This window comes from Leptolyngbya sp. CALU 1928 (assembly GCF_056784215.1).
On sequence record NZ_JBXBCE010000019.1, the window covers coordinates 59,555 to 77,528 of the forward strand.

27 protein-coding genes are annotated in these 17,974 nt (G+C 48.0%); 12 read left to right on the plus strand and 15 right to left on the minus strand.

Features of this window, described 5'->3' with window-relative positions:
* Nucleotides 1-34: 34 nt before the first annotated feature.
* The 3 genes from AC1S5B_RS25585 to AC1S5B_RS25595 are packed head-to-tail and all read right to left on the minus strand — an operon-like array spanning nt 35 to nt 1,786.
* Complete coding sequence (locus AC1S5B_RS25585) at nt 35-862, minus strand: TPM domain-containing protein (protein WP_482038483.1); 828 nt, start codon at nt 860-862, stop codon at nt 35-37.
* Between the two features lie 59 nt (nt 863-921).
* Nucleotides 922-1,332, minus strand: coding sequence for a single-stranded DNA-binding protein (locus AC1S5B_RS25590; protein ID WP_482038484.1), 411 nt, complete (start codon nt 1,330-1,332; stop codon nt 922-924).
* 10 nt (nt 1,333-1,342) lie between these two features.
* Nucleotides 1,343-1,786, minus strand: a complete 444-nt coding sequence (locus AC1S5B_RS25595; RefSeq protein WP_482038485.1) for a retroviral-like aspartic protease family protein — start codon at nt 1,784-1,786, stop codon at nt 1,343-1,345.
* Between the two features lie 176 nt (nt 1,787-1,962).
* Here AC1S5B_RS25595 and AC1S5B_RS25600 point away from each other — a divergent pair, with 176 nt between their 5' ends.
* Together AC1S5B_RS25600 and AC1S5B_RS25605 are read left to right on the plus strand one after the other, a co-directional pair.
* Nucleotides 1,963-2,922 carry a 50S ribosomal protein L11 methyltransferase gene (locus AC1S5B_RS25600; RefSeq protein ID WP_482038486.1) on the plus strand — a complete coding sequence of 320 codons (960 nt, stop codon included), beginning with the start codon at nt 1,963-1,965 and terminating at the stop codon, nt 2,920-2,922.
* Between the two features lie 271 nt (nt 2,923-3,193).
* Nucleotides 3,194-3,358, plus strand: a complete 165-nt coding sequence (locus tag AC1S5B_RS25605; protein ID WP_482038754.1) for a hypothetical protein — start codon at nt 3,194-3,196, stop codon at nt 3,356-3,358.
* Nucleotides 3,359-3,482: 124 nt separating this feature from the next.
* Here the strand turns inward: AC1S5B_RS25605 and AC1S5B_RS25610 are convergent, their stop codons facing one another.
* Nucleotides 3,483-4,190: a hypothetical protein gene (locus AC1S5B_RS25610; RefSeq protein WP_482038487.1), complete on the minus strand. Its 708-nt coding sequence runs from the start codon at nt 4,188-4,190 to the stop codon at nt 3,483-3,485.
* A gap of 166 nt (nt 4,191-4,356) precedes the next feature.
* Between AC1S5B_RS25610 and AC1S5B_RS25615 the strand changes: the two genes are divergently transcribed.
* The gene (locus tag AC1S5B_RS25615) at nt 4,357-4,815 is read left to right on the plus strand and encodes a GNAT family N-acetyltransferase (RefSeq protein WP_482038488.1); all 459 of its coding nucleotides are present in this window, start codon (nt 4,357-4,359) and stop codon (nt 4,813-4,815) included.
* A 31-nt stretch (nt 4,816-4,846) separates the two neighbouring features.
* On the opposite strand, the gene hpxZ is transcribed toward AC1S5B_RS25615, so the two are convergent.
* From hpxZ to queF, 3 genes are all read right to left on the minus strand, one after another.
* A complete protein-coding gene (hpxZ, locus tag AC1S5B_RS25620; RefSeq protein WP_482038489.1) occupies nt 4,847-5,230 on the minus strand; it encodes an oxalurate catabolism protein HpxZ in 384 nt (127 codons plus the stop codon).
* Complete coding sequence (locus AC1S5B_RS25625; protein ID WP_482038490.1) at nt 5,227-6,021, minus strand: cobyrinic acid a,c-diamide synthase; 795 nt, start codon at nt 6,019-6,021, stop codon at nt 5,227-5,229. Before AC1S5B_RS25625 ends, hpxZ begins: the two co-directional genes overlap by 4 nt.
* Nucleotides 6,022-6,139: 118 nt before the next feature.
* Nucleotides 6,140-6,598 (minus strand): preQ(1) synthase, encoded by a 459-nt coding sequence (queF, locus tag AC1S5B_RS25630; RefSeq protein ID WP_482038491.1) that lies wholly within the window; start codon nt 6,596-6,598, stop codon nt 6,140-6,142.
* 184 nt (nt 6,599-6,782) lie between these two features.
* Here queF and AC1S5B_RS25635 point away from each other — a divergent pair, with 184 nt between their 5' ends.
* Nucleotides 6,783-7,361, plus strand: coding sequence for a hypothetical protein (locus AC1S5B_RS25635; RefSeq protein ID WP_482038492.1), 579 nt, complete (start codon nt 6,783-6,785; stop codon nt 7,359-7,361).
* 175 nt (nt 7,362-7,536) lie between these two features.
* Nucleotides 7,537-7,884 carry a P-II family nitrogen regulator gene (locus tag AC1S5B_RS25640; protein WP_458651150.1) on the plus strand — a complete coding sequence of 116 codons (348 nt, stop codon included), beginning with the start codon at nt 7,537-7,539 and terminating at the stop codon, nt 7,882-7,884.
* 174 nt (nt 7,885-8,058) lie between these two features.
* Here the strand turns inward: AC1S5B_RS25640 and AC1S5B_RS25645 are convergent, their stop codons facing one another.
* From AC1S5B_RS25645 to AC1S5B_RS25670, 6 genes are all read right to left on the minus strand, one after another.
* The gene (locus AC1S5B_RS25645; RefSeq protein ID WP_482038493.1) at nt 8,059-8,886 is read right to left on the minus strand and encodes an ABC transporter ATP-binding protein; all 828 of its coding nucleotides are present in this window, start codon (nt 8,884-8,886) and stop codon (nt 8,059-8,061) included.
* Nucleotides 8,850-9,440, minus strand: a complete 591-nt coding sequence (locus AC1S5B_RS25650; RefSeq protein ID WP_482038494.1) for a hypothetical protein — start codon at nt 9,438-9,440, stop codon at nt 8,850-8,852. Before AC1S5B_RS25650 ends, AC1S5B_RS25645 begins: the two co-directional genes overlap by 37 nt.
* 52 nt (nt 9,441-9,492) lie before the next feature.
* Nucleotides 9,493-9,930, minus strand: coding sequence for a DUF4079 domain-containing protein (locus AC1S5B_RS25655; RefSeq protein ID WP_482038495.1), 438 nt, complete (start codon nt 9,928-9,930; stop codon nt 9,493-9,495).
* Nucleotides 9,931-10,001: 71 nt separating this feature from the next.
* Entirely contained in the window at nt 10,002-10,715 is a 714-nt protein-coding gene (gene nfi, locus AC1S5B_RS25660) for a deoxyribonuclease V (protein ID WP_482038496.1), read from the minus strand.
* A gap of 6 nt (nt 10,716-10,721) precedes the next feature.
* Complete coding sequence (locus tag AC1S5B_RS25665) at nt 10,722-11,366, minus strand: antibiotic biosynthesis monooxygenase (RefSeq protein WP_482038497.1); 645 nt, start codon at nt 11,364-11,366, stop codon at nt 10,722-10,724.
* 186 nt (nt 11,367-11,552) lie between these two features.
* Entirely contained in the window at nt 11,553-11,864 is a 312-nt protein-coding gene (locus tag AC1S5B_RS25670; RefSeq protein ID WP_482038498.1) for an RNA recognition motif domain-containing protein, read from the minus strand.
* A gap of 307 nt (nt 11,865-12,171) precedes the next feature.
* Between AC1S5B_RS25670 and AC1S5B_RS25675 the strand changes: the two genes are divergently transcribed.
* Nucleotides 12,172-12,879, plus strand: coding sequence for an EcsC family protein (locus AC1S5B_RS25675; RefSeq protein WP_482038499.1), 708 nt, complete (start codon nt 12,172-12,174; stop codon nt 12,877-12,879).
* Nucleotides 12,880-12,996: 117 nt separating this feature from the next.
* Here the strand turns inward: AC1S5B_RS25675 and msrA are convergent, their stop codons facing one another.
* Nucleotides 12,997-13,659: a peptide-methionine (S)-S-oxide reductase MsrA gene (msrA, locus tag AC1S5B_RS25680; RefSeq protein ID WP_482038500.1), complete on the minus strand. Its 663-nt coding sequence runs from the start codon at nt 13,657-13,659 to the stop codon at nt 12,997-12,999.
* Between the two features lie 196 nt (nt 13,660-13,855).
* Between msrA and AC1S5B_RS25685 the strand changes: the two genes are divergently transcribed.
* The 6 genes from AC1S5B_RS25685 to AC1S5B_RS25710 all read left to right on the plus strand — a co-directional run bounded on the left by AC1S5B_RS25685 (nt 13,856) and on the right by AC1S5B_RS25710 (nt 17,689).
* Complete coding sequence (locus AC1S5B_RS25685) at nt 13,856-14,005, plus strand: hypothetical protein (protein ID WP_482038501.1); 150 nt, start codon at nt 13,856-13,858, stop codon at nt 14,003-14,005.
* Nucleotides 14,006-14,326: 321 nt separating this feature from the next.
* Nucleotides 14,327-14,707 carry a hypothetical protein gene (locus tag AC1S5B_RS25690; RefSeq protein ID WP_482038502.1) on the plus strand — a complete coding sequence of 127 codons (381 nt, stop codon included), beginning with the start codon at nt 14,327-14,329 and terminating at the stop codon, nt 14,705-14,707.
* A gap of 2 nt (nt 14,708-14,709) precedes the next feature.
* Nucleotides 14,710-15,441, plus strand: coding sequence for an alpha/beta fold hydrolase (locus tag AC1S5B_RS25695; RefSeq protein WP_482038503.1), 732 nt, complete (start codon nt 14,710-14,712; stop codon nt 15,439-15,441).
* Between the two features lie 166 nt (nt 15,442-15,607).
* Nucleotides 15,608-15,757, plus strand: a complete 150-nt coding sequence (locus tag AC1S5B_RS25700) for a hypothetical protein (RefSeq protein WP_482038504.1) — start codon at nt 15,608-15,610, stop codon at nt 15,755-15,757.
* Between the two features lie 228 nt (nt 15,758-15,985).
* A complete protein-coding gene (locus AC1S5B_RS25705; RefSeq protein WP_482038505.1) occupies nt 15,986-17,161 on the plus strand; it encodes an HhoA/HhoB/HtrA family serine endopeptidase in 1,176 nt (391 codons plus the stop codon).
* Nucleotides 17,162-17,167: 6 nt separating this feature from the next.
* Nucleotides 17,168-17,689 (plus strand): phosphohydrolase, encoded by a 522-nt coding sequence (locus tag AC1S5B_RS25710; RefSeq protein ID WP_482038506.1) that lies wholly within the window; start codon nt 17,168-17,170, stop codon nt 17,687-17,689.
* Nucleotides 17,690-17,705: 16 nt separating this feature from the next.
* Here the strand turns inward: AC1S5B_RS25710 and AC1S5B_RS25715 are convergent, their stop codons facing one another.
* Nucleotides 17,706-17,921: a hypothetical protein gene (locus tag AC1S5B_RS25715; RefSeq protein ID WP_482038507.1), complete on the minus strand. Its 216-nt coding sequence runs from the start codon at nt 17,919-17,921 to the stop codon at nt 17,706-17,708.
* Nucleotides 17,922-17,974 lie beyond the last annotated feature (53 nt).

Below are 17,974 nucleotides of genomic sequence, written 5' to 3' on the forward strand. Positions count from 1 at the left end.
TCATCCACCCCTAAACGATGAACTCATCAAATCCTTACCAGCTATCGCCTGATCCGCCACCGTCGCTGCTGCCTCCACCAAAGTCACTGCTGCTACTGGTATCCGAGTCAGATGCACTATAGCTGCTAGAACTGTAGCGACTGGAACTGTGGGAGGTGTCATCCAAATCCCACGAACTGTGGTCATTGTCTTCTCTGGGGCTGGTTTCTGGGGTGGAATTTCTAATCTCTTGAATAATCTTGTAAATAATGGAAAAGACCGAGAAAATGCCAATACTCACAGATAGACCTCCCGCAATCAACGGCAATAGATTCCAGGCTTGCGTCCAAGCGGATAGGGCTGACGTGGGTGGTGGATTGCCGCCAAGAGCCGTCGCGATCGCTCTCGTCCCTGCAACCGTACCCTCATCAAACTTGCCCTGTTTATATTGAGGGGTAACTGTTTGCGTCAAAATTATTTCTACTTGGGAACTGGGTAGCAACGTTGTTAGACCCGTGCCCGTTTCAATTTCGGTGCGGCGATCGCCCTTAGAGATCAAAAACAACACGCCATTGTTTTTACCCTGCTTACCAATCTTCCAGGTGTTAAATAGTTGTGTGGCAAATGCTTTTGAAGAGGCAGAAGGCTGAGTAGTGGGCACAGTCACCACAGCAATTTCACTACTGTTCTCTGCTTCCAGTTCCGTAATGATGCGATTGATTTGGGCTTCTGTTTGCGGCGTTAACAAATTTGCGGTATCCGCCACCCAACTGTTCATCCGTCTGGGATTGGGTATGTCTTGAACCGTGACTGCAATAGCTGAGGCAGATTGACTGAGAACAATCAGACTAACAATCCCTACTCCAATGTTTGGTTTAAGCATCTGCGGTTACGCTCTCAGGTTTGTAGAACTACTGCCGCCTTCAAGCAATCGATGTCCTTTTACGGATGGGAAATTGCTCGATTGACGCGATCGGGAATCGGTTCGACTTCGCCTGCCTTTTTGAAGGTGATTAGGCGTTCATAGCGCGTGTGGCCATCGTCATCTTTGCCCACACTGCGGCTAAACCAGATTGCTTCCCCAAATTTGTTTGTGGGCGATCGCCGGGTGAACTGCTGCCCATTCCATTCCACGATCGCGGCTCCAGACGGGTCAGACTGCACCACGCTGGCCCCAATCACCGCCCAGTCAAAACCGCGAAACTCTTCTAGCGTTTTTTGATAGTTGGGCGCTGACTGGTTCGTTGGGGCTAACCGTTCCAGCGATGCGGCGATGCGCTCCAACGCGACAGTTTGACGCTGTTGAACTTCTAACCACTGTTGCCATTGTTCTGGATTCATACCTGTATTCATTCACATCCCATCACATGATTGTCAAATAAGTATCGGTGGGACTAATGGGTAGTACTTTGAGCTTTTGGTTCTGCAAATCCAGTTCAATTCCTAAGGCTTCTAGGGGAATCACACCTAACAGCGCATTTCTGCCGCCAGGGAGTTCCAAGCATTCAAAGGTGCCTTCGCGATCACACAACGAAATTTTGGCATCCTGAAAAATCCGTGCCTTGCCAATCCCCATTGCGGTTGCCACATCCACTTCTTTTTGCAATTCCAGCCCCAGTTGCGCCACCACATCTTTTGGCAAGCACAAGGTTGTCGCTCCGGTGTCAATCAAAACGTCGTCGAGGGTAACGGAGCGAATTTGTTCTGGGGAAATTGCGCCATTCTTTGCTAAAACTTGGTCAGCACGGTTGGTAATCGTTAAGGTCGTCAGAATTCTTCCCATGTCTTGAGCCATACGGGTGGGCATAGGGTCTCCTAATTATGAGGGGACAATTGCTTTCATTATAGCTGCACTGGAGCGATCGCCCGTCTGATGGGAGTTTTGGGCAATCGGTGGTTTAGCAAAAGCACGGTTGCCGAATTTTTCTGTCTATGGATGGTCTCCGGTAGGATGGGAAGGGTTGATTGTGTGGAAAACCCAGAATGGCATGGATCGAGTTGAGTCTAGATACCACCGCTGAAGCCGTGGATTGGGTTTGCACATTGCTGGCGGAAGCTCAGGGTACCGAAGGTCTTGATATTGCTAACTATGACGCTAAGGACGATGCTGATTGGAGCTTTACGCTGCGGTTTTATCTGCCACACGATCGCCAAGCTCGATCTCGGGTGGAGGCGATCGCCCAACTCCTCTCGCCGCTTCATCGCACTGGGTTAACCACAGAATTAGAAACCGCGCTGGTAGAAACTAAATCGCCAGCCTCTCAAAATTCCCCGATTCACCGAATTGGGCAGCGATTTGTGGTGCTGGCAAATAATGCTGTTTATCAATCCAGTCCCAATGAAATTCTGTTGCGGCTGAAGCCAAGTCTCGCCTTTGGGAGTGGCTTGCATCCCGCGACGATTTTGAGTGTACGTTTGCTAGAGCGATACGTGATGGCTGGCATGAACGCGCTGGATTTGGGCTGTGGGTCAGGCATTTTGAGCGTGGCGATCGCGAAGCTAGGGGCGCAAGTGTTGGCGCTGGATAATGACGCGATCGCGGTGCAGGTGACCCAAGCAACCATTCAGGATAATCAAGTGGAGGCTCAAGTGATGGTAGAGTGCGCCAGTTTGGGCGACGGTAGTCATTTAGGACACTGGATGAATGGCACACTCACTCAGGAAGTTTCCACGGTTCAAGCCTCTGACCTGGATCTAATCGTGGCAAATATTCTCGGACGCATCCACATCACCCTTGCCGCCGAGTATCGCCATGCACTGCGCCCAAACGGACTTCTGATTACCGCTGGCTTCACCGCCGATCAAGAGCCTGAAGTGGTTGCAGCCCTGCAATCCGTGGGATTTGAGGTGCTGGAGTATGAGCGATTAGGAGACTGGGTCGCGATCGCCCATCAACTTAGTATGGCTGGTTGCCAGCATTCTTTGTCACCCTCCCCCGCTTAAAAGCGATCTGTCAGATAGAAGCCTGTGGAAGTATGACTGGGTTTAAGTTTTAGACGGTAGCTGTGGGATTATGCCGCTCAGTTTAGCTGAAACGGACAAACTCATGAGCGACTGGGTCAGTGAAGAAGCGAATCCGTAGGATTTTCAAGACTTGCGGCACTCAAAGCGATTGGCAAAAGGGGTGCGAGTGTTGAGCGAATATCCCAGGAGAGCGTACCAAAAGCAATAGCTCTCAAAAATGGACGATGCCGATTAAAGATGGAAGCCTGCTTTGAATCGGTTTGCCATCGCCTACGACGCTGACGCAGGGGCTCCTGCTTGGGGAGCCTATATTGGCGTAACCTGCCGGAGGCATTACGCCTCTAAGTCCATTTGGTTGCATGATGCTGTCATTGGTCTGTTCATCAACCGCTATGAATTTGGCTCAGACATCTAAGGTCGGTCTACAAGTTTAAAACACGATCGCCTCAATCAAAACCGCAATCGCGCTTTTACACCGAGAAGGGCGATCGCGCTTACTCCTGCTGACACTTAGTAACGCAGAGTTTTCGATCAGTAGATTAAAGCGGGGTAATAAACACATTCCCTACTTCATCGCGCACCGTCACTTTCACCATGCGAAGCGTCCCTTTCGTATCGATAACCTTACAATCAAAGGTTTCTCCAGTCTTCGCAGGTCGAATTTTGCCGCCACAATCTACAGTCACCTTGCCAATCGCTTTGCTCTCAGCGCTTTTTTGAATAAAGTCATTCAATTTAGAGAGTAGCAGCATTCCCTTAGTACCCCACCGAAATTTACTGGGATCACTGGTTGGCTCTACTTGGACGGTAAAAACACCCGCATCCGAATTAATTTGACAGTCAAACGTTTTTGGCACTGGGACAGCAATAGTTCCAGGTTGAGTGGGTGCTGCCAAATTAGCGGGACAGTCTACGGATTGAATGGTTAAGTTGCCAGCTTTGCTAACTAACCCCGATAAGTTAGTTTCCACAGCCTTAACGGATTCCGGCTTTTCTACTGTTGGAGACGGAGTTAAAGAGGGCGTTGGGCTAACACTCGGTAGCGTCTCAGTAGGGCTGGGATTAGGCACCAATCCCGTGGAAGTGGGATCGGGAGATTGGACGACTGGTGATTCTGTGGGCGCAGGGTTAGGCTGCTGGGCATTGCATCCCGTCAACGCGATCGCCCCTACTACGACCATCCATCCAAATCCTTGACTGAGTTGTCGCTTTGACCGTTGAATTAATGGGCGATCGCGCTGACTCATACAAACCCTCTCCTAAGCATCTCCACCGCTTTCTATTATGCAAGTGCAAAGCAGGTTAAGGGAGTTTATGTCTGGCTTAGCCTATCAATGAAAATCGTGTTTAAATACTTAGGTGTACTGAATCCATCAGTTAAAGTAGTGAACGACTTTTACTGGAAGAAATCGAATGGTATTGCCAAGCGCAATTATTACGCTACAGGAAATTACTCAAGAAAATCTTGAAGATATCCTCGATTTGAAAGTAACTGACGAACAAGAAAAATTCGTTGCCTCCAATGCCGAGTCTCTTGCTGAAGCCCATTTTTATCCAGAGGTTGCTTGGTTTCGAGCAATTTATGCCGACGAAACACCAGTCGGCTTTGTGATGCTGGAAGATGATCCGGTCAAGGCATCCTATTATCTTTGGCGGTTTATGATTGATGCTCGTTTTCAAAAGTGCGGATTTGGGCGACGCGCTTTGGAATTGTTGATCGAACACGTCAAAACGCGCCCCGGCGCAAAGGTTTTATTGACAAGCTGTTACCCTGGAGAGGAAAATCCTGGGACGTTTTATCAGAAGCAGGGCTTCGCATATACAGGTGAGAAAGAAGATGATGAAGCACTGATGATGCAGCGTGAACTTTAAGGTCGCCTTTCGATACCGCGATCCCATTCCACTAAAGGGGCAACAGCGACACATGAGCCGACACAATCCGCCATCCCTGGGGGAACTTCCGCCAAAACTGGCTTTGCCTGCCCGATCTCGCCACGCCCTTGATAGTGCGCCGAAATTCTAAGGTAATCGCTGCCGTGTCGTCGCCAAAGGGCACCACTGTCAAATGGGAAATTTCTCGCGCTAGATCTTGAGTGGGGCGATTTTGGCGAAACTGTCGGATTTCGTCAATTCCATACAGGTTTTCAGTAGCACCAAATCGCACCACATCCGGTGATTCCCAAAACAGCGCGTCCAAGGTTGCTAAGTCATTGGTGCAAAGGGCGGTTTCGTAGGTTTGGTAGAGTTGGGTCAGTTCAGCAATCAAGTCGGTAGAAAGATGGGTCATTGCAGATAAATTGCGTCTTGATCTAGTTCAAAAATATAGTGATAGTCGAATATGAGGGACTGAGAATGGCGAATGATCGAAAAGCCCATGTTCGTGGTGACATCCGTTGGGAAAGTGGCGATCGCCAACTCCACCAACTTTTTCTCAGACATAATCGGCTTCTTCACATAATAATCGCGCCGCGCGAAAAATAGATTTTCATCTTTAGGCACCACAATTTGATTAATCCGATGAGCGTGTTGAATCGGCTTAATGTAAGTCTGCAAAAACTCTTCCTGGTTCCGCTGCAAGCGATATAGCTTTTCCTGCTGATACCAACTCATCCGAAACATCATCTTAATCAACTCAAACCCCAAAATATACGAGAACACATTGTTGCGTTCCTCCGTACTCATCACCAACCGCAACGCCGACTCTAGATAAAGCTGCGGCTGAGTCCGCATATCTTGCGCCGAGTGAATATAGAATTGACGAATATAATGCCGTAACGAGTTGGTATCCAGGTCAGTTTTAACCTTAAATTCCTTTAAGTATTCTTTGACTTTTTGCTTGGTATCCCGGTCTTCCAGAACTTTAGACACTAAGCCATCGGCGGTATAGTCATCTAAAAATTTTGCTCGTGTTTCTGGCGCAGCAGCACCCATCAGATGGCACAACGACAACACATAGCGGCGCTGTGCCCAAGGCAAGCTCTCAGCCCATCGCCGCGCTTCTGGGGGAAGCTTCAGCAACAAATCTTCGGCAGAAGCAGGATTAGAAAGGGCGACCGGCGATTTAAATGATTCATTCATGGATACTGGAAGGGAGCGATCGCGGTATTGCATCTCCTTACTATTCAGTGTGCCCAACCTTTACATTTATCAACAACACCAGTCTTATTTTGTTCGATCAAATTTACGCGGAGTCAAATTATGCCTGGATCGATGGGTGACGATGCTCCACCTCAATCACCGTATGCACATTGCCCCGTGGATTATAATCGCCTTTAATTTTCACTTCCAGCGGATCACAGGCAGCCACAAAATCATCCAAGATTTGGTTAATCGATTCTTCGTGGGAAATATAGCGATCGCGGTAGCTGTTGATATACAGCTTAATCGCCTTTAGCTCCACCACCTTTTGATTCGGAACATAGGTCAGGTAAATCGTCGCAAAATCGGGATAGCCCGAAAAAGGACATTTGCAGGTGAATTCAGGCAACACAAGCTGAATTTCATAGCGTCTGCCAATGCGTGGATTTGGAAAGGTAATTAACTGTCCGGACTCAATCAACCGCTCTCCATACTTTGGTTCGGGAGCTTGGCTGAAAGATTGACTGGATAATTCAGACTCAGATGGGATCATCGACTCGGTAGAAAATTGACTCATGATTGTAATTCAGAAATAGGACTAGGAATCAGATTTTAAGGAAAGAGGAAAAGGAGAAAGTTAGAACTCAAAACTTAGAACTCTGCCCTCTCCTCTTCCCTTACAAGAAAAACGGTCACTTTTTGAGTTTGCGTTTATCGTGTGGGCAATCATTTTTTACTGTATCCACAAACACTGCTTTCCTATGACTTCTAACGTTAATACTAAACCGATGATGCAACTTGCTAAAACATCTGCGCCTGTCTCAAAACTAGGGGCGGCACGTAGTCCATCCGTCCCGATCTCGGTCTATCGAGAAGTCGCCAGTGAGTTGCAGTCTACTCAAACTTCTCTCAATTCTCTGAAAGGTCAAAACGAGGATCTGGTTCAAAGAAATCAGCAGTTGCGGCTGGAAATTGAGCGAGTGGTTCAGTCAGCCCTGTATCTTCGTCAGCTTGCAGATACTAATTTGCAGGTAGCCCCTTCAAACACAGACAATTTTTCAAGTCTAGTTGCCGAGACTTCATTAACGACAGAAACCCTGGCACAACCCGTTCAGTTGAATCAGCCATCTGCTGTAACCCCTGCCAAAAATGCCCTGAAACAGCTTACCGGAATTCCTGGAAAGTTGTTTACGGGACAGCCTAGTCAATCTCCTTCGACTACTCAAGCGGAAGCAAAAGAAATCGGTGCTTGGTGGCTGGTTTTGGTGATTTGCATGATTATTGTGACGGCGTTTGGCACCGGATTTTTGATTGTGCGCCCGTTATTGCCTTCCCGTTAGAGATTTTCATTTCCATGAATGCTTGAAATATCTTTAGTATCTAGCGATTAGGCAGGTATTTGGTAAAGTGTGCGATCGCCAGACGGCAGACTGTAGTTTTTGTTACAAAATACTCGCTCTAGACGGTGATAGAAAGTGACATGCTAAATAACAAAGCATCCCATAAAAATAAGGAGTGAAGGAGTTGAAAAAAGTCGAGGCTATTATTCGCCCGTTTAAGCTTGATGAAGTAAAAATTGCGCTTGTCAATGCAGGCATCGTCGGCATGACGGTTTCTGAAGTGAGAGGCTTTGGTCGCCAAAAGGGACAAACTGAGCGCTATCGCGGATCAGAGTATACGGTTGAGTTTTTGCAAAAGCTCAAGGTTGAAATTGTGGTTGAAGATGAGCAGGTTGACATGGTAATCGATAAGATTATTGTGGCGGCTCGGACGGGTGAGATCGGCGATGGCAAGATCTTTGTGACTCCAGTTGATCAAATTATTCGCATCCGCACGAGCGAAAAGAACCAAGAAGCCGTCTGAGCGGTTTCACTGAAGTTTCTTTCATGCGTTCGGTCAGAGGCTCTGTTGTTAAGAGTTGGATAAAGTCGCGCTAACTTCCTAAAACGGTAATGTTCTGTTCTAATTTTTTGATCGAGCGATGGCTCTCCAAATCCAAATAGGAGAGCCTTTTTCATTGCCTAAACTTTTGATTGTTTAAGCCCATTCTTCTTCCTGAGCGATCGCAGCTTGCTGCAAAGTCTCTTCAATCATCTGCCAGTTGATCTGATTCGCGGATTGATTAGTGATTAACTGCCCTTGCTGAAAATGTAAAACACGGGTACACCAAGCTTGAGCGAGATCAAATTGATGGGTCACCATTACAACAGTGGTTGCATAGCCGGATTGCTCCAAAACGGATAAAAATTGCTGACGCTGAGTAATATCCAAGGAGGCAGTCGGTTCATCCAGCAAAAGAATTTTAGGTTGAGCAATCAATGCACGGGCGATCGCCACCCATTGCCGTTGCCCAAGAGATAGCTGCTGTTCAGTGCGAGACAGCCACTCAGATGGAATTTGGAGGCGATCGCGCCATTCGCTGACTTGGGCTGTGATCGCGAGCGGCGAAACGCCCCGCAGTTGCAATGGGTAGGCTAATGCCTCTTGCACGGTCATCCCCAGCAGTTTAGATTCTTGGGGTAGCAAGAGAATTTGTTGTCGCAGGGAAACGGGTGAAATTTGAGTGTAAGGGCGATCGTTGAAATAAAGCGATCCCTGAGTCGGAGAAATCAGGCGGTTCAGCAGTCGCAATAGAGTTGTTTTGCCTGCTCCAGCGGCACCCACAATGGCAATGTGATCGCCTTGAGCCACCTCAAACGACACATCCCGCAGCGAGTAGTAAGCAGGCAGATTGGATTGATCCCTGCGCCCTAATTTGGCAGATTTGAACAGTTGCGGGGCGAAACTCACCCGGTCTACGCGAATTTGGGCAGGTTGAGCAGAGGAAATCATGCCGTGAGCGACAAAGCGGTCCAAATTGTCCAACTATCGACCAGCAGCAATAGCACCGTCAACCCTAACAACGTCAAATACATCCATGGTTGCGACAATGGGCGCACATCACTCGTGTCAATGCCCGTTTTTTCCTGCACCACGCGCACTAGACGCGAGAAGCCTGCAACTCGCATGGGCAGCAGGTATGCCTGCCCAGTTTGACTCAAGAAGTAATATACAATTCCCCCTTGCCCGGTAGACCGAGGTTTTAGGGCTTTTACCTCCGCCCACGGCAGCACCCACCCTTTCCGCACAAATCGCGGCATCCAGGCTGGATAGGTCACCTGAATCTCAGTTTCAGCTACCACAACCCGCTCTGACAACGCTCCATACAGCGCGATAAAGCCTAAGCCAATGCCCAACCACAGCCATGTAGGGGAAACGGCAACTCCGTCTGTCTGCGGCAATAAAGGTAAAGGCGCTGTCAAAGCCACATATAACCCCAGTAACGTTATGCGAATTAACGGCGAGAGCCAAAACGTTGCCGGAAAAGTGTCTGGCAATGAACTAGATTGAGTCTCTTGTGATGTCTGAGCCGATTTCACTATCCTGCTTACTCCATTCCAATTCCTTACAACCTACACCCAAATCTATGCTTCAGGGCAGATACTTCTGCACCACTGTCCAGCCTGTGACTGACACGCCGATAAACCCTGCTAACAAGACTGCATTAATGCCAACGTGCAATTGCCTCGCCCATAAGCGCTCGGTGCTAATTTGCACGGCACTCCAGGCAGATAGAAACACGAGATAGACGACGGCTAACCCCGATATGAGATGCACGGAATGCCCTAGGCTGCCATATTCGCCTAAAGTGCCAACAATGCCGATCGCCAGTAGCACCAGTACTAAAAGGGCTAAAGTTAACCCCAGCAAAAAATGTACTGGACGTAACCAGTCTGGGCGGATCTGCTCATTTTGTCTCAGCGATCGCATCCACAGCCCAGAAACTCCCAGCAGGAAATAAGCAAGCCAAGACAAACCCATGGACCATGCTGCAATTCGCCAAAGCCAGATAAAAGAAGGTAGATTCACGAGTTGATTAGGATTAGAAGATTTACCGATGAGTTCACTTTAACGAATCGCTGCTTGCTTCAATCGATAGCTCAAAAAAGAGAAAGCTGATCGGGTAGATCAGGTGAAGCCGCGATCGCGTCGATTGCAGGTCCCGATGCCAGTTTATGAGCATGGCGGGTTGTTTCGGGTAAGCGATATTTAGTGGTGCAACGCATGACGTAGGCGATCGCAGTGTCCAAGCTAATCCGATGCCCCGGAGATATATAAACAGGCTTAGTGCCAACCCGTGTTCGTAAGGCAACGCCAATTGTTTCACCTTTGTGGAGCAGCGGTTGATAGCTGCCTTTTTCATCTGCTAAATCTGCATGTTTGCCCACTAATAAAGATTTGGCAACGCCAATTGTGGGCAAATTGATGATTAATCCTAAATGGCATGCAATCCCCAAACGACGCGGATGAGCCGTCCCCTGACCATCACACAGAATCAGGTCGGGTAGAGTCGTTAGCTTTGCCAGCGCATCTACCACCGCCGGAATTTCGCGAAAAGAAAGCAAACCTGGAATATACGGAAAAGTTGTGGGGCGACGGGCGATCGCGCGATCGCACACCTGCAAATCATCTAGATTCAATACGGCAACAGCGGCACGGGTAATGGTTCCCTCCGCTTCAAAGCCCACATCTACCCCTGCCACATAGCGCACTTCACCGAGTTGATCGGTCACAATCACTTGGCTACGAAGTTTTTGCTGAAGCGCGATCGCTTGCTCTGGGGAGAATGACCAATCTAGTAAAGTGATATTCATCCACTTCTAAGCTGAGTGAACAAAAATCGAGCGCATCAGTGCCAACGCTGCTAGAACAAGCGCTGCACCAATCCAGTTAATTTTAGCCAAATTTCGATTTTTAGGTTGTAACCAAGCTTTGAGCAACCATGCTACAAAAGGCATCACCAGCCAGGTCAACAAGCAGCAAGAAAGAAAATTGCTCAACAACATGACATCCGCAAATGCCCAGGAATTTGTCCACTGCAAGGAAGATTGCAACAGATTCAACAGCATAACCGTGGGATAAAGTCCTAGCAGGGTTGCCAAAATTTGCTTCCAGGCAGAAGGGTTTGTCTCTTGCTTGACAAACCACCGTTCTAGCCCTGTTTGGAAGTGAGTAATCTTAGAGCTTAGAAAAACTTGCTTACCAATTTCAACGAGATTGTAGCGTATATCTGATTCGAGCCAGCTAGTCAGGCTATCAGACGAGTCGAAGTGAACAATGATGTACCACTTCCCGCCCTGCTCTACCGGAGGACAAACCGTTGTTCCTAAATAGCCATCAAACTGACTAGCCGCCTGAGTAATTCTATGTTGCCATTGCTTGAACTTTTCTTCTTTCTGTTGAGACACTTCATGTTCAATGACGTAGCTAGCAGTATCGTGTTTGTAAAGCTGTTTCTTAACCATGCTGTATTTGCAGAATGTAGAGCGCTGGCATGTGGACAACTGTTTATACCAGAGTACTGCTCATAGAAAAAGCTCAGGGTGTTTATTCCTGAGCTTTTCCATTAATTAACTTCGCCTTCGAGAAAAAGAGAAAATCTAGTAACCTCTTTAACTTGATAGCCTCATTGCCGTTCTAGTCTATAAGAACTAGTAGCTACGAGAGAAGCTGTTGCTGCGACGACCGCCGCCACCGCCGCCGAAAGAGCCGCCTCTATCTTCACGGGGTTTTGCTTTGTTAACTTTCAGGTCCCGACCCATCCATTCTGCACCGTCTAGTGCATCAATGGCGGCTTGCTCTTCAGCATCAGTACCCATTTCAACGAAACCGAAGCCACGCATCCGACCAGTTTCCCGATCAGTAGGTAGCTGAACGCGCTTAACTGAACCGTATTCTGCAAATACAGCAGTCAAGTCAGCCTCAGAAACGTCGTAAGATAAATTGCCTACGTAAATTGACATATTGTCTCCAAAATCGAAAAGGTTGCAGAGAGTGAGATTTCGGAGAGAAGCCTGTCAATACAAAACGGAAAAACTCGTCAATATTAGACACAAACACTACAGCCGATCTTATTCTCATCCATACTTTAACACCTTGATTATAATCGTTCTACTGAAAAGTTGCTAGAGCATCGTAAAGATATATGACAAGGTTGATGGTTTCAGCGCTTCTCTAGATGCCGTCTTAGGGTAGACGGCATTTGTTTGGGTTTCTCATAAGATGGAATATCTTCCGATTTGATGACATTTTTGGAATCCTGCTAGCGTAATGACTAATCAAACCGAAACCGATAATTGGAAACAGCTTCAAGAGACGATCGCGTCAGCCGCCAGCAACATAGAAAACGCGATCGCCTCTCCTCTACACGATATGGTTGAGCAGGGAACGGAAACTATTGGGAACATCGTCACCCCGATCGCAGAAAACCCTCTCGTAAAGTATGCGACTAAATTGCCAGGGGTTAGTTGGCTGATGGCAGCTTTAGGTCAGGTAAACGCAGAAATGGTCGCACAAGACGTGATGGATCTGCAACAGAAATATCCTCTAGACACGCCTGAGCAGTTGGCGCAGCGGGTTGTTGCGGATAGTGCATTTAGAGCCGCCAGAATTGGATTGATCACCAATATTCTGCCGCCGTTTGCCATAATGCTTCTCGCGCTCGATATTGCGGCTGTGACTGCTCTTCAAGCAAAAATGGTATATCGGATTGCAGCCATTTATGGTTTTTCGCTCAGTGACCCTGCCCGCCGGGGAGAAGTTTTAGCGTTGTGGGGGCTTTCTATGGGCGGTTCAAGCGTGCTCAAAGCAGGACTCAGTGTGGTTGAAGTGATTCCTCTATTAGGAGCAGCAGTCGGGATCGCCAGCAATGCCGCACTGCTCCAATCACTCGGCTATGTTGCGATTCAGTTCTACGAAAAAAAGCAAGCGTCAATGCATGAGTTTCCACACCTTGGAAATGATCAACAACTCAATTAGATTTTCTATCTGTGTTGACTGCTAAAAAGCGATGGATGATGAATCAGATAGTACTTGCGATCGCTCAAAGACTAATCGATAAAGTCAATCGAGCGATCGCTCCTAAATCTTCAGAAATCAACCCGCTACTTCTGCCACCCCAATCGGGCAAGAAACTTTCGTGCCGCCTAGCCCGCAATATCCACCGGGATTTTTGGCAAGATACTGCTGGTGATACTCTTCTGCATAGTAAAACGGAGGCGCATCCAAGATTTCGGTTGTAATGTCCCCGTAACCTGCCTGACTTAACATCGGTTGGTAGGCTTTTCGGGTTGTTTCTGCTAGCTGGCGCTGCTCATCTGAATAGGTGTAGATACCAGAGCGGTATTGTGTTCCAGCATCATTTCCCTGGCGCATCCCTTGAGTGGGGTTGTGGCTCTCCCAAAACACCTTTAACAGTTGCTCATAGGAAATAACTTTGGGGTCGTAAACCACCAGAACCACTTCGTTATGCCCCGTCATCCCACTACACACTTCATTGTAGGTGGGATTGGGCGTAATTCCAGCGGCATAACCCACTGACGTGCTAAAAACACCGGGCTGCTGCCAAAATTTGCGCTCGGCTCCCCAAAAACAACCCATGCCAAATACGGCAGTCTCCAGCCCATCAGGAAAAGGCGGCTTGAGCGGATTGCCGTTGACAAAATGACGATTCTTGAGGGGCATTTCCTCAGTGCGACCCGATAATGCTTCTGTCGCAGTCGGCAGGCTCAGCTTCTTGCCAAATCCAAAAAGTCCCATTGGTTTTAACTCTCAACTTCGGAATTCTATCTTTACTCTAGTTTACAATCCTGAGAAGCTGCTGAGCAGATGGGGCAAAAGTTTTGAGTTTATAACGATACTTTTGAGTTTATAAACGATCGCCCAGCTTGCTCTTATCCTTGAGACTCTGCATAACACAACCTCACTGCCGTTTCTGCTAGACTATGGCGAGATCGTGCCCCATCGACTTCAATCTTGGAACGCTTGGCTGTCTCGCTGGCAATGGTCTACAATCGCCAGTCTTGTTCCTGAAGAGTCGCGGCTGCGACTACTGGATGAGTCTGCGATCGCATCCATGCTGCGAATTGTCTATGCTCATATTTAGGCAACGTATCGATATGTGCCGCAGCCTTACCCCAACCGGATCACGCTGTTTAAAGCGGCTGAACAACCTGATTCAGGTAAACACGATCCTACTTGGGTTGGGATGCACTGGCTCAAGATCTTCAGCTTCATCAAGTCCCAGGGAATCATTTATCCCTACTGAAGCAACCCCATGTTCAAACTCTAGCGGAACGACTGCGGCAAAATTTATCCTAAAACACTGTTTATTCTAAAGGAGATTATTCTAACCTCAGAGAGTTACTCTCGTGGCGATCTCTGCTTTATTCTCAGTGCATTCGTTTAGAGTGAAATGGCTATGTTCATGCCTCTGGATTTTCTGTCGCGCTTGCTCTTAAGCCTACTAGCGATCGCTTTGTTGGGTGGCGGCGGTTACATTCTCTATCAATGGTATGAAGGCAACCTGATTGATACCCGTTGGTTGATTTTCAGTGCCGCCATATTGGTTTGGTCATTTTTGGGCTTTATACCTATCTTGTTGTTTCATCGCCCAGGGGAGGATGAACCTAAACCAACCCATAGTGATCGCGTTCAACGGTTGCTCCGACCCGATGGCAGCGAGATCCAGGTCGAATTCTACGGACGCGATCACGCTCCAACCTTGATATTGACCCACGGCTGGGGAGACCCGATAGCACCACTTGGTATTATGCCAAAAAGCAACTCACGGATCAGTTTCGCGTGATCGTGTGGGATCTGCCAGGTTTAGGCAAATCCAAAAAGCCAGAGAATAGAGATTACTCTCTAGAGAAATTTGCTCGCGATCTAGAAGCTGTATTGATGTTGGCAGGCGATCAGCCTGTCATTCTAGTCGGGCACAGCATCGGAGCAATGATCCTGCTGACCTTCTGTCGATTGTTTCCAGAACATTTGGGACAACGAGTGGCTGGCTTAGTCTTGGTTGATGGAACTTATACAAATCCGCTTAAAACCTCTATTTTCAATAAACTGTTGCTGGCATTGCAAAAACCTTTACTAGAACCATTGCTTCACTTAGCGATTGCGTTTTCTCCCGTGCTACGGCTTACCAGTTGGTTGAATTATTTAAACGGTTCAGTACTATTAACAACTGAAATTTCTGGATTCACGGGCAAAGAAACGCGGGGACAACTCAATTTCTCTGCTCTCGTTGGAATTAAAGCATCTCCAGGCATACTGGCGCGAGGAGTGCTGGCAATGTTTAAGTTTGATGAAACAGCAACCCTACCTCAAATCTCCGTTCCCACGCTGGTGGTGGTCGGCAAGTCTGATATTGCCACCCGCCCGTTTGCCAGCGAGCGCATGAGTGCAGAAATCCCCCAAGCAGAACTGAAAATCTTAGCGCCAGGAGGACACATGGTATTAATGGAGCGCAATCAACAATTCGCAGAAGTCATTCGGGCATTTAGCAATTCTTGCAAAATTCATACCCCTCTTTGAAAGATTAGAAATTGCAACATTAACCTAAACAATTAATGCGAAAAAGTATATCTTCTTAGGAAGTCATCATAATAAAGAAGCAAGGCGATCGTACAACACAGAAAGCGCGATCGCTAACTATAGCAGGCTAGATCATCCACTTCACCTAACTTCACTGGAGGCGATCATGAGTATGCCAAAATTACTTGATAACATTATCCAATATTTCTCTGCTGCAATCTCTCGCATTTTTGGTCCTGACGACAATTCCTATCCAGAAACAGGCGTTCAGCCATTTGATGGAGAGTCCAACAAAAAATCACACCCATCGGACTAGAGTGCTGCAAAAAATTGGGCAAGCTTTTTTAAAGTCTCAAACTTATTCGGAAGACCCAATCAGTTTGAGTTAATGCTTGCTCAATCTGAGTCAATGCTTCTATAAAGGATACAGATTAATTGGGCTGCAATAAGCGCGATGCTGCGTTGATATGAATTACATCCCAACTTCATATGAGGGCGCTAAATTAAAAAAGTCACCTTGAATATGGTCTAGGACTAAAACCCCATGAACTCCTCTTTAAAGCTGCCGTTGTCGTTAGTCGCATTCGCCGCGATCGCGGCTAGCACTGGATGTACCAACTCTCTGGTTGGGAATAGCGGGATTGAACAATCTGCCTCCGCCGAACCTAAGCAGGTTGTGCAAACTGAAGCACCCCGCTCCATTAATCCGATCAATTCCAATGAACTCGACTACGTAGCCGATATTGTGGCGCAAGTGGGTCCTGCTGTCGTTCGGATCGATTCCAGTCGTGCAGTTGAACAACCCCTGAATAACCCAGATTTTGGCTCACTGTTTGGTCAAGGGCGACAGGAGCAACCCCAACGAGTGCAACGGGGCACAGGGTCGGGCTTTATCACGTCAGCAGATGGACGCATTTTCACGAATGCCCATGTGGTGGCGGGTGCAGACACGGTCAGCGTTGTTTTGAAAGATGGGCGACGGTTTAAAGGCGAAGTGGTTGGCTCAGATGAAACGACTGATGTAGCGGTGATTAAAATCGATGCTTCTGGGTTGCCCACTGTAAAATTAGGCAACTCTGATCGCCTACTGCCAGGGCAAGCCGCCATTGCGATCGGTAATCCTCTTGGGCTTGACAACACCGTTACTCAAGGCATCATTAGCGCCACTGGGCGATCGGGCGCAGACTTCGGTGGGTCTTCCCGCGTTAACTTTATTCAAACTGACACCGCCATCAATCCTGGCAACTCTGGCGGACCGTTGATTAACTCCAGCGGTGAAGTGGTAGGGATGAATACGGCAATCATTCAAGGCGCATCGGGGATCGGCTTTGCGGTTCCTATTGCGACTGCTCAACGGGTTGCAGACCAACTGGTTGCAACGGGCAAAGTGGATCATCCCTACCTAGGGATTCAAATGGCAGAACTGAGTCCCGAACTGCGGGAGCAAATTAATCGCCGTGAGGGGGCGGTGCAGGTTGACCAAGACCAAGGCGTGATTGTGTTGGCGGTGCAGCCTAATTCGCCAGCGGCAGAGGGTGGCTTAAAAGCGGGTGATGTGATTGAAACGCTTAATGGCACTGCTGTCCAAGCATCTAAGCAAGTGCAGCAGCAAGTTGAATCAGCCCAAATTGGTAACCCGCTCCAAATGACAGTGAAGCGGAATGGGCAATCGGTTAACTTGACCGTAAAACCTGCTCCTATGCCTAAGCAAAATGGCTAATTGTCGGTGCGTTCGACTGCACTGAATGCACCGCCTAACAATGAACTTCACAGGGGCGATCGCGTGGAAATTTCGCTGAATCAACTGTTGGCAAAGGCAGTGGCGATCGCGGCGATCGCTCATCAAAATCAGCTAGATAAGGCACACGCCCCTTATATCTTGCATCCCATTCGGTTGATGATGCGGGGACAAACCATTGAGGAACAAATTGTTGCGGTCCTCCATGACGTGGTGGAAGACTCTGATTGGACGCTTGATCAGCTTGCCGCTGAGGGCTTTCCACCCGACATTATCATGGCGCTGGATTGCCTGACCCGTCGCCCCGCAGAAACCTATGACCAATTCCTTGATCGCGTTTTGACCAATCCCCTCGCCACCCGCGTCAAACGCTATGACCTAGAAGACAATATGACGCTGACCCGGTTAAAAAATGTATCTGATAAAGACCTGCAACGGCTCCAGCGCTACCACAAAGCACATCAGCAGGTCATCCACCAGATCCAAAAATGGCAAGAGACAGGGTATTAGGCAGAATCATCCATCTTCAAGATAAAAACAACCGAGACGACACCAGCGGATAATTCTGACGGAACAACGACGCTACAAATTCCGATGGATAAAACTCTTGAGAACCATGGCGCTGGATGAAATTGCTCAATCCTAACTCACAGTTGCCAAGCATCTCGCAATTGCCAGCTTTCATCTCAAAGATTGGTGCAGTTGCTTCTTTTGATGTATTTCTCCTTTCTAGTTGAACCATAGAGACACCGCCGCAGTCCAACTAGTTGATCAAATTACTCAATTGGAGGAAGA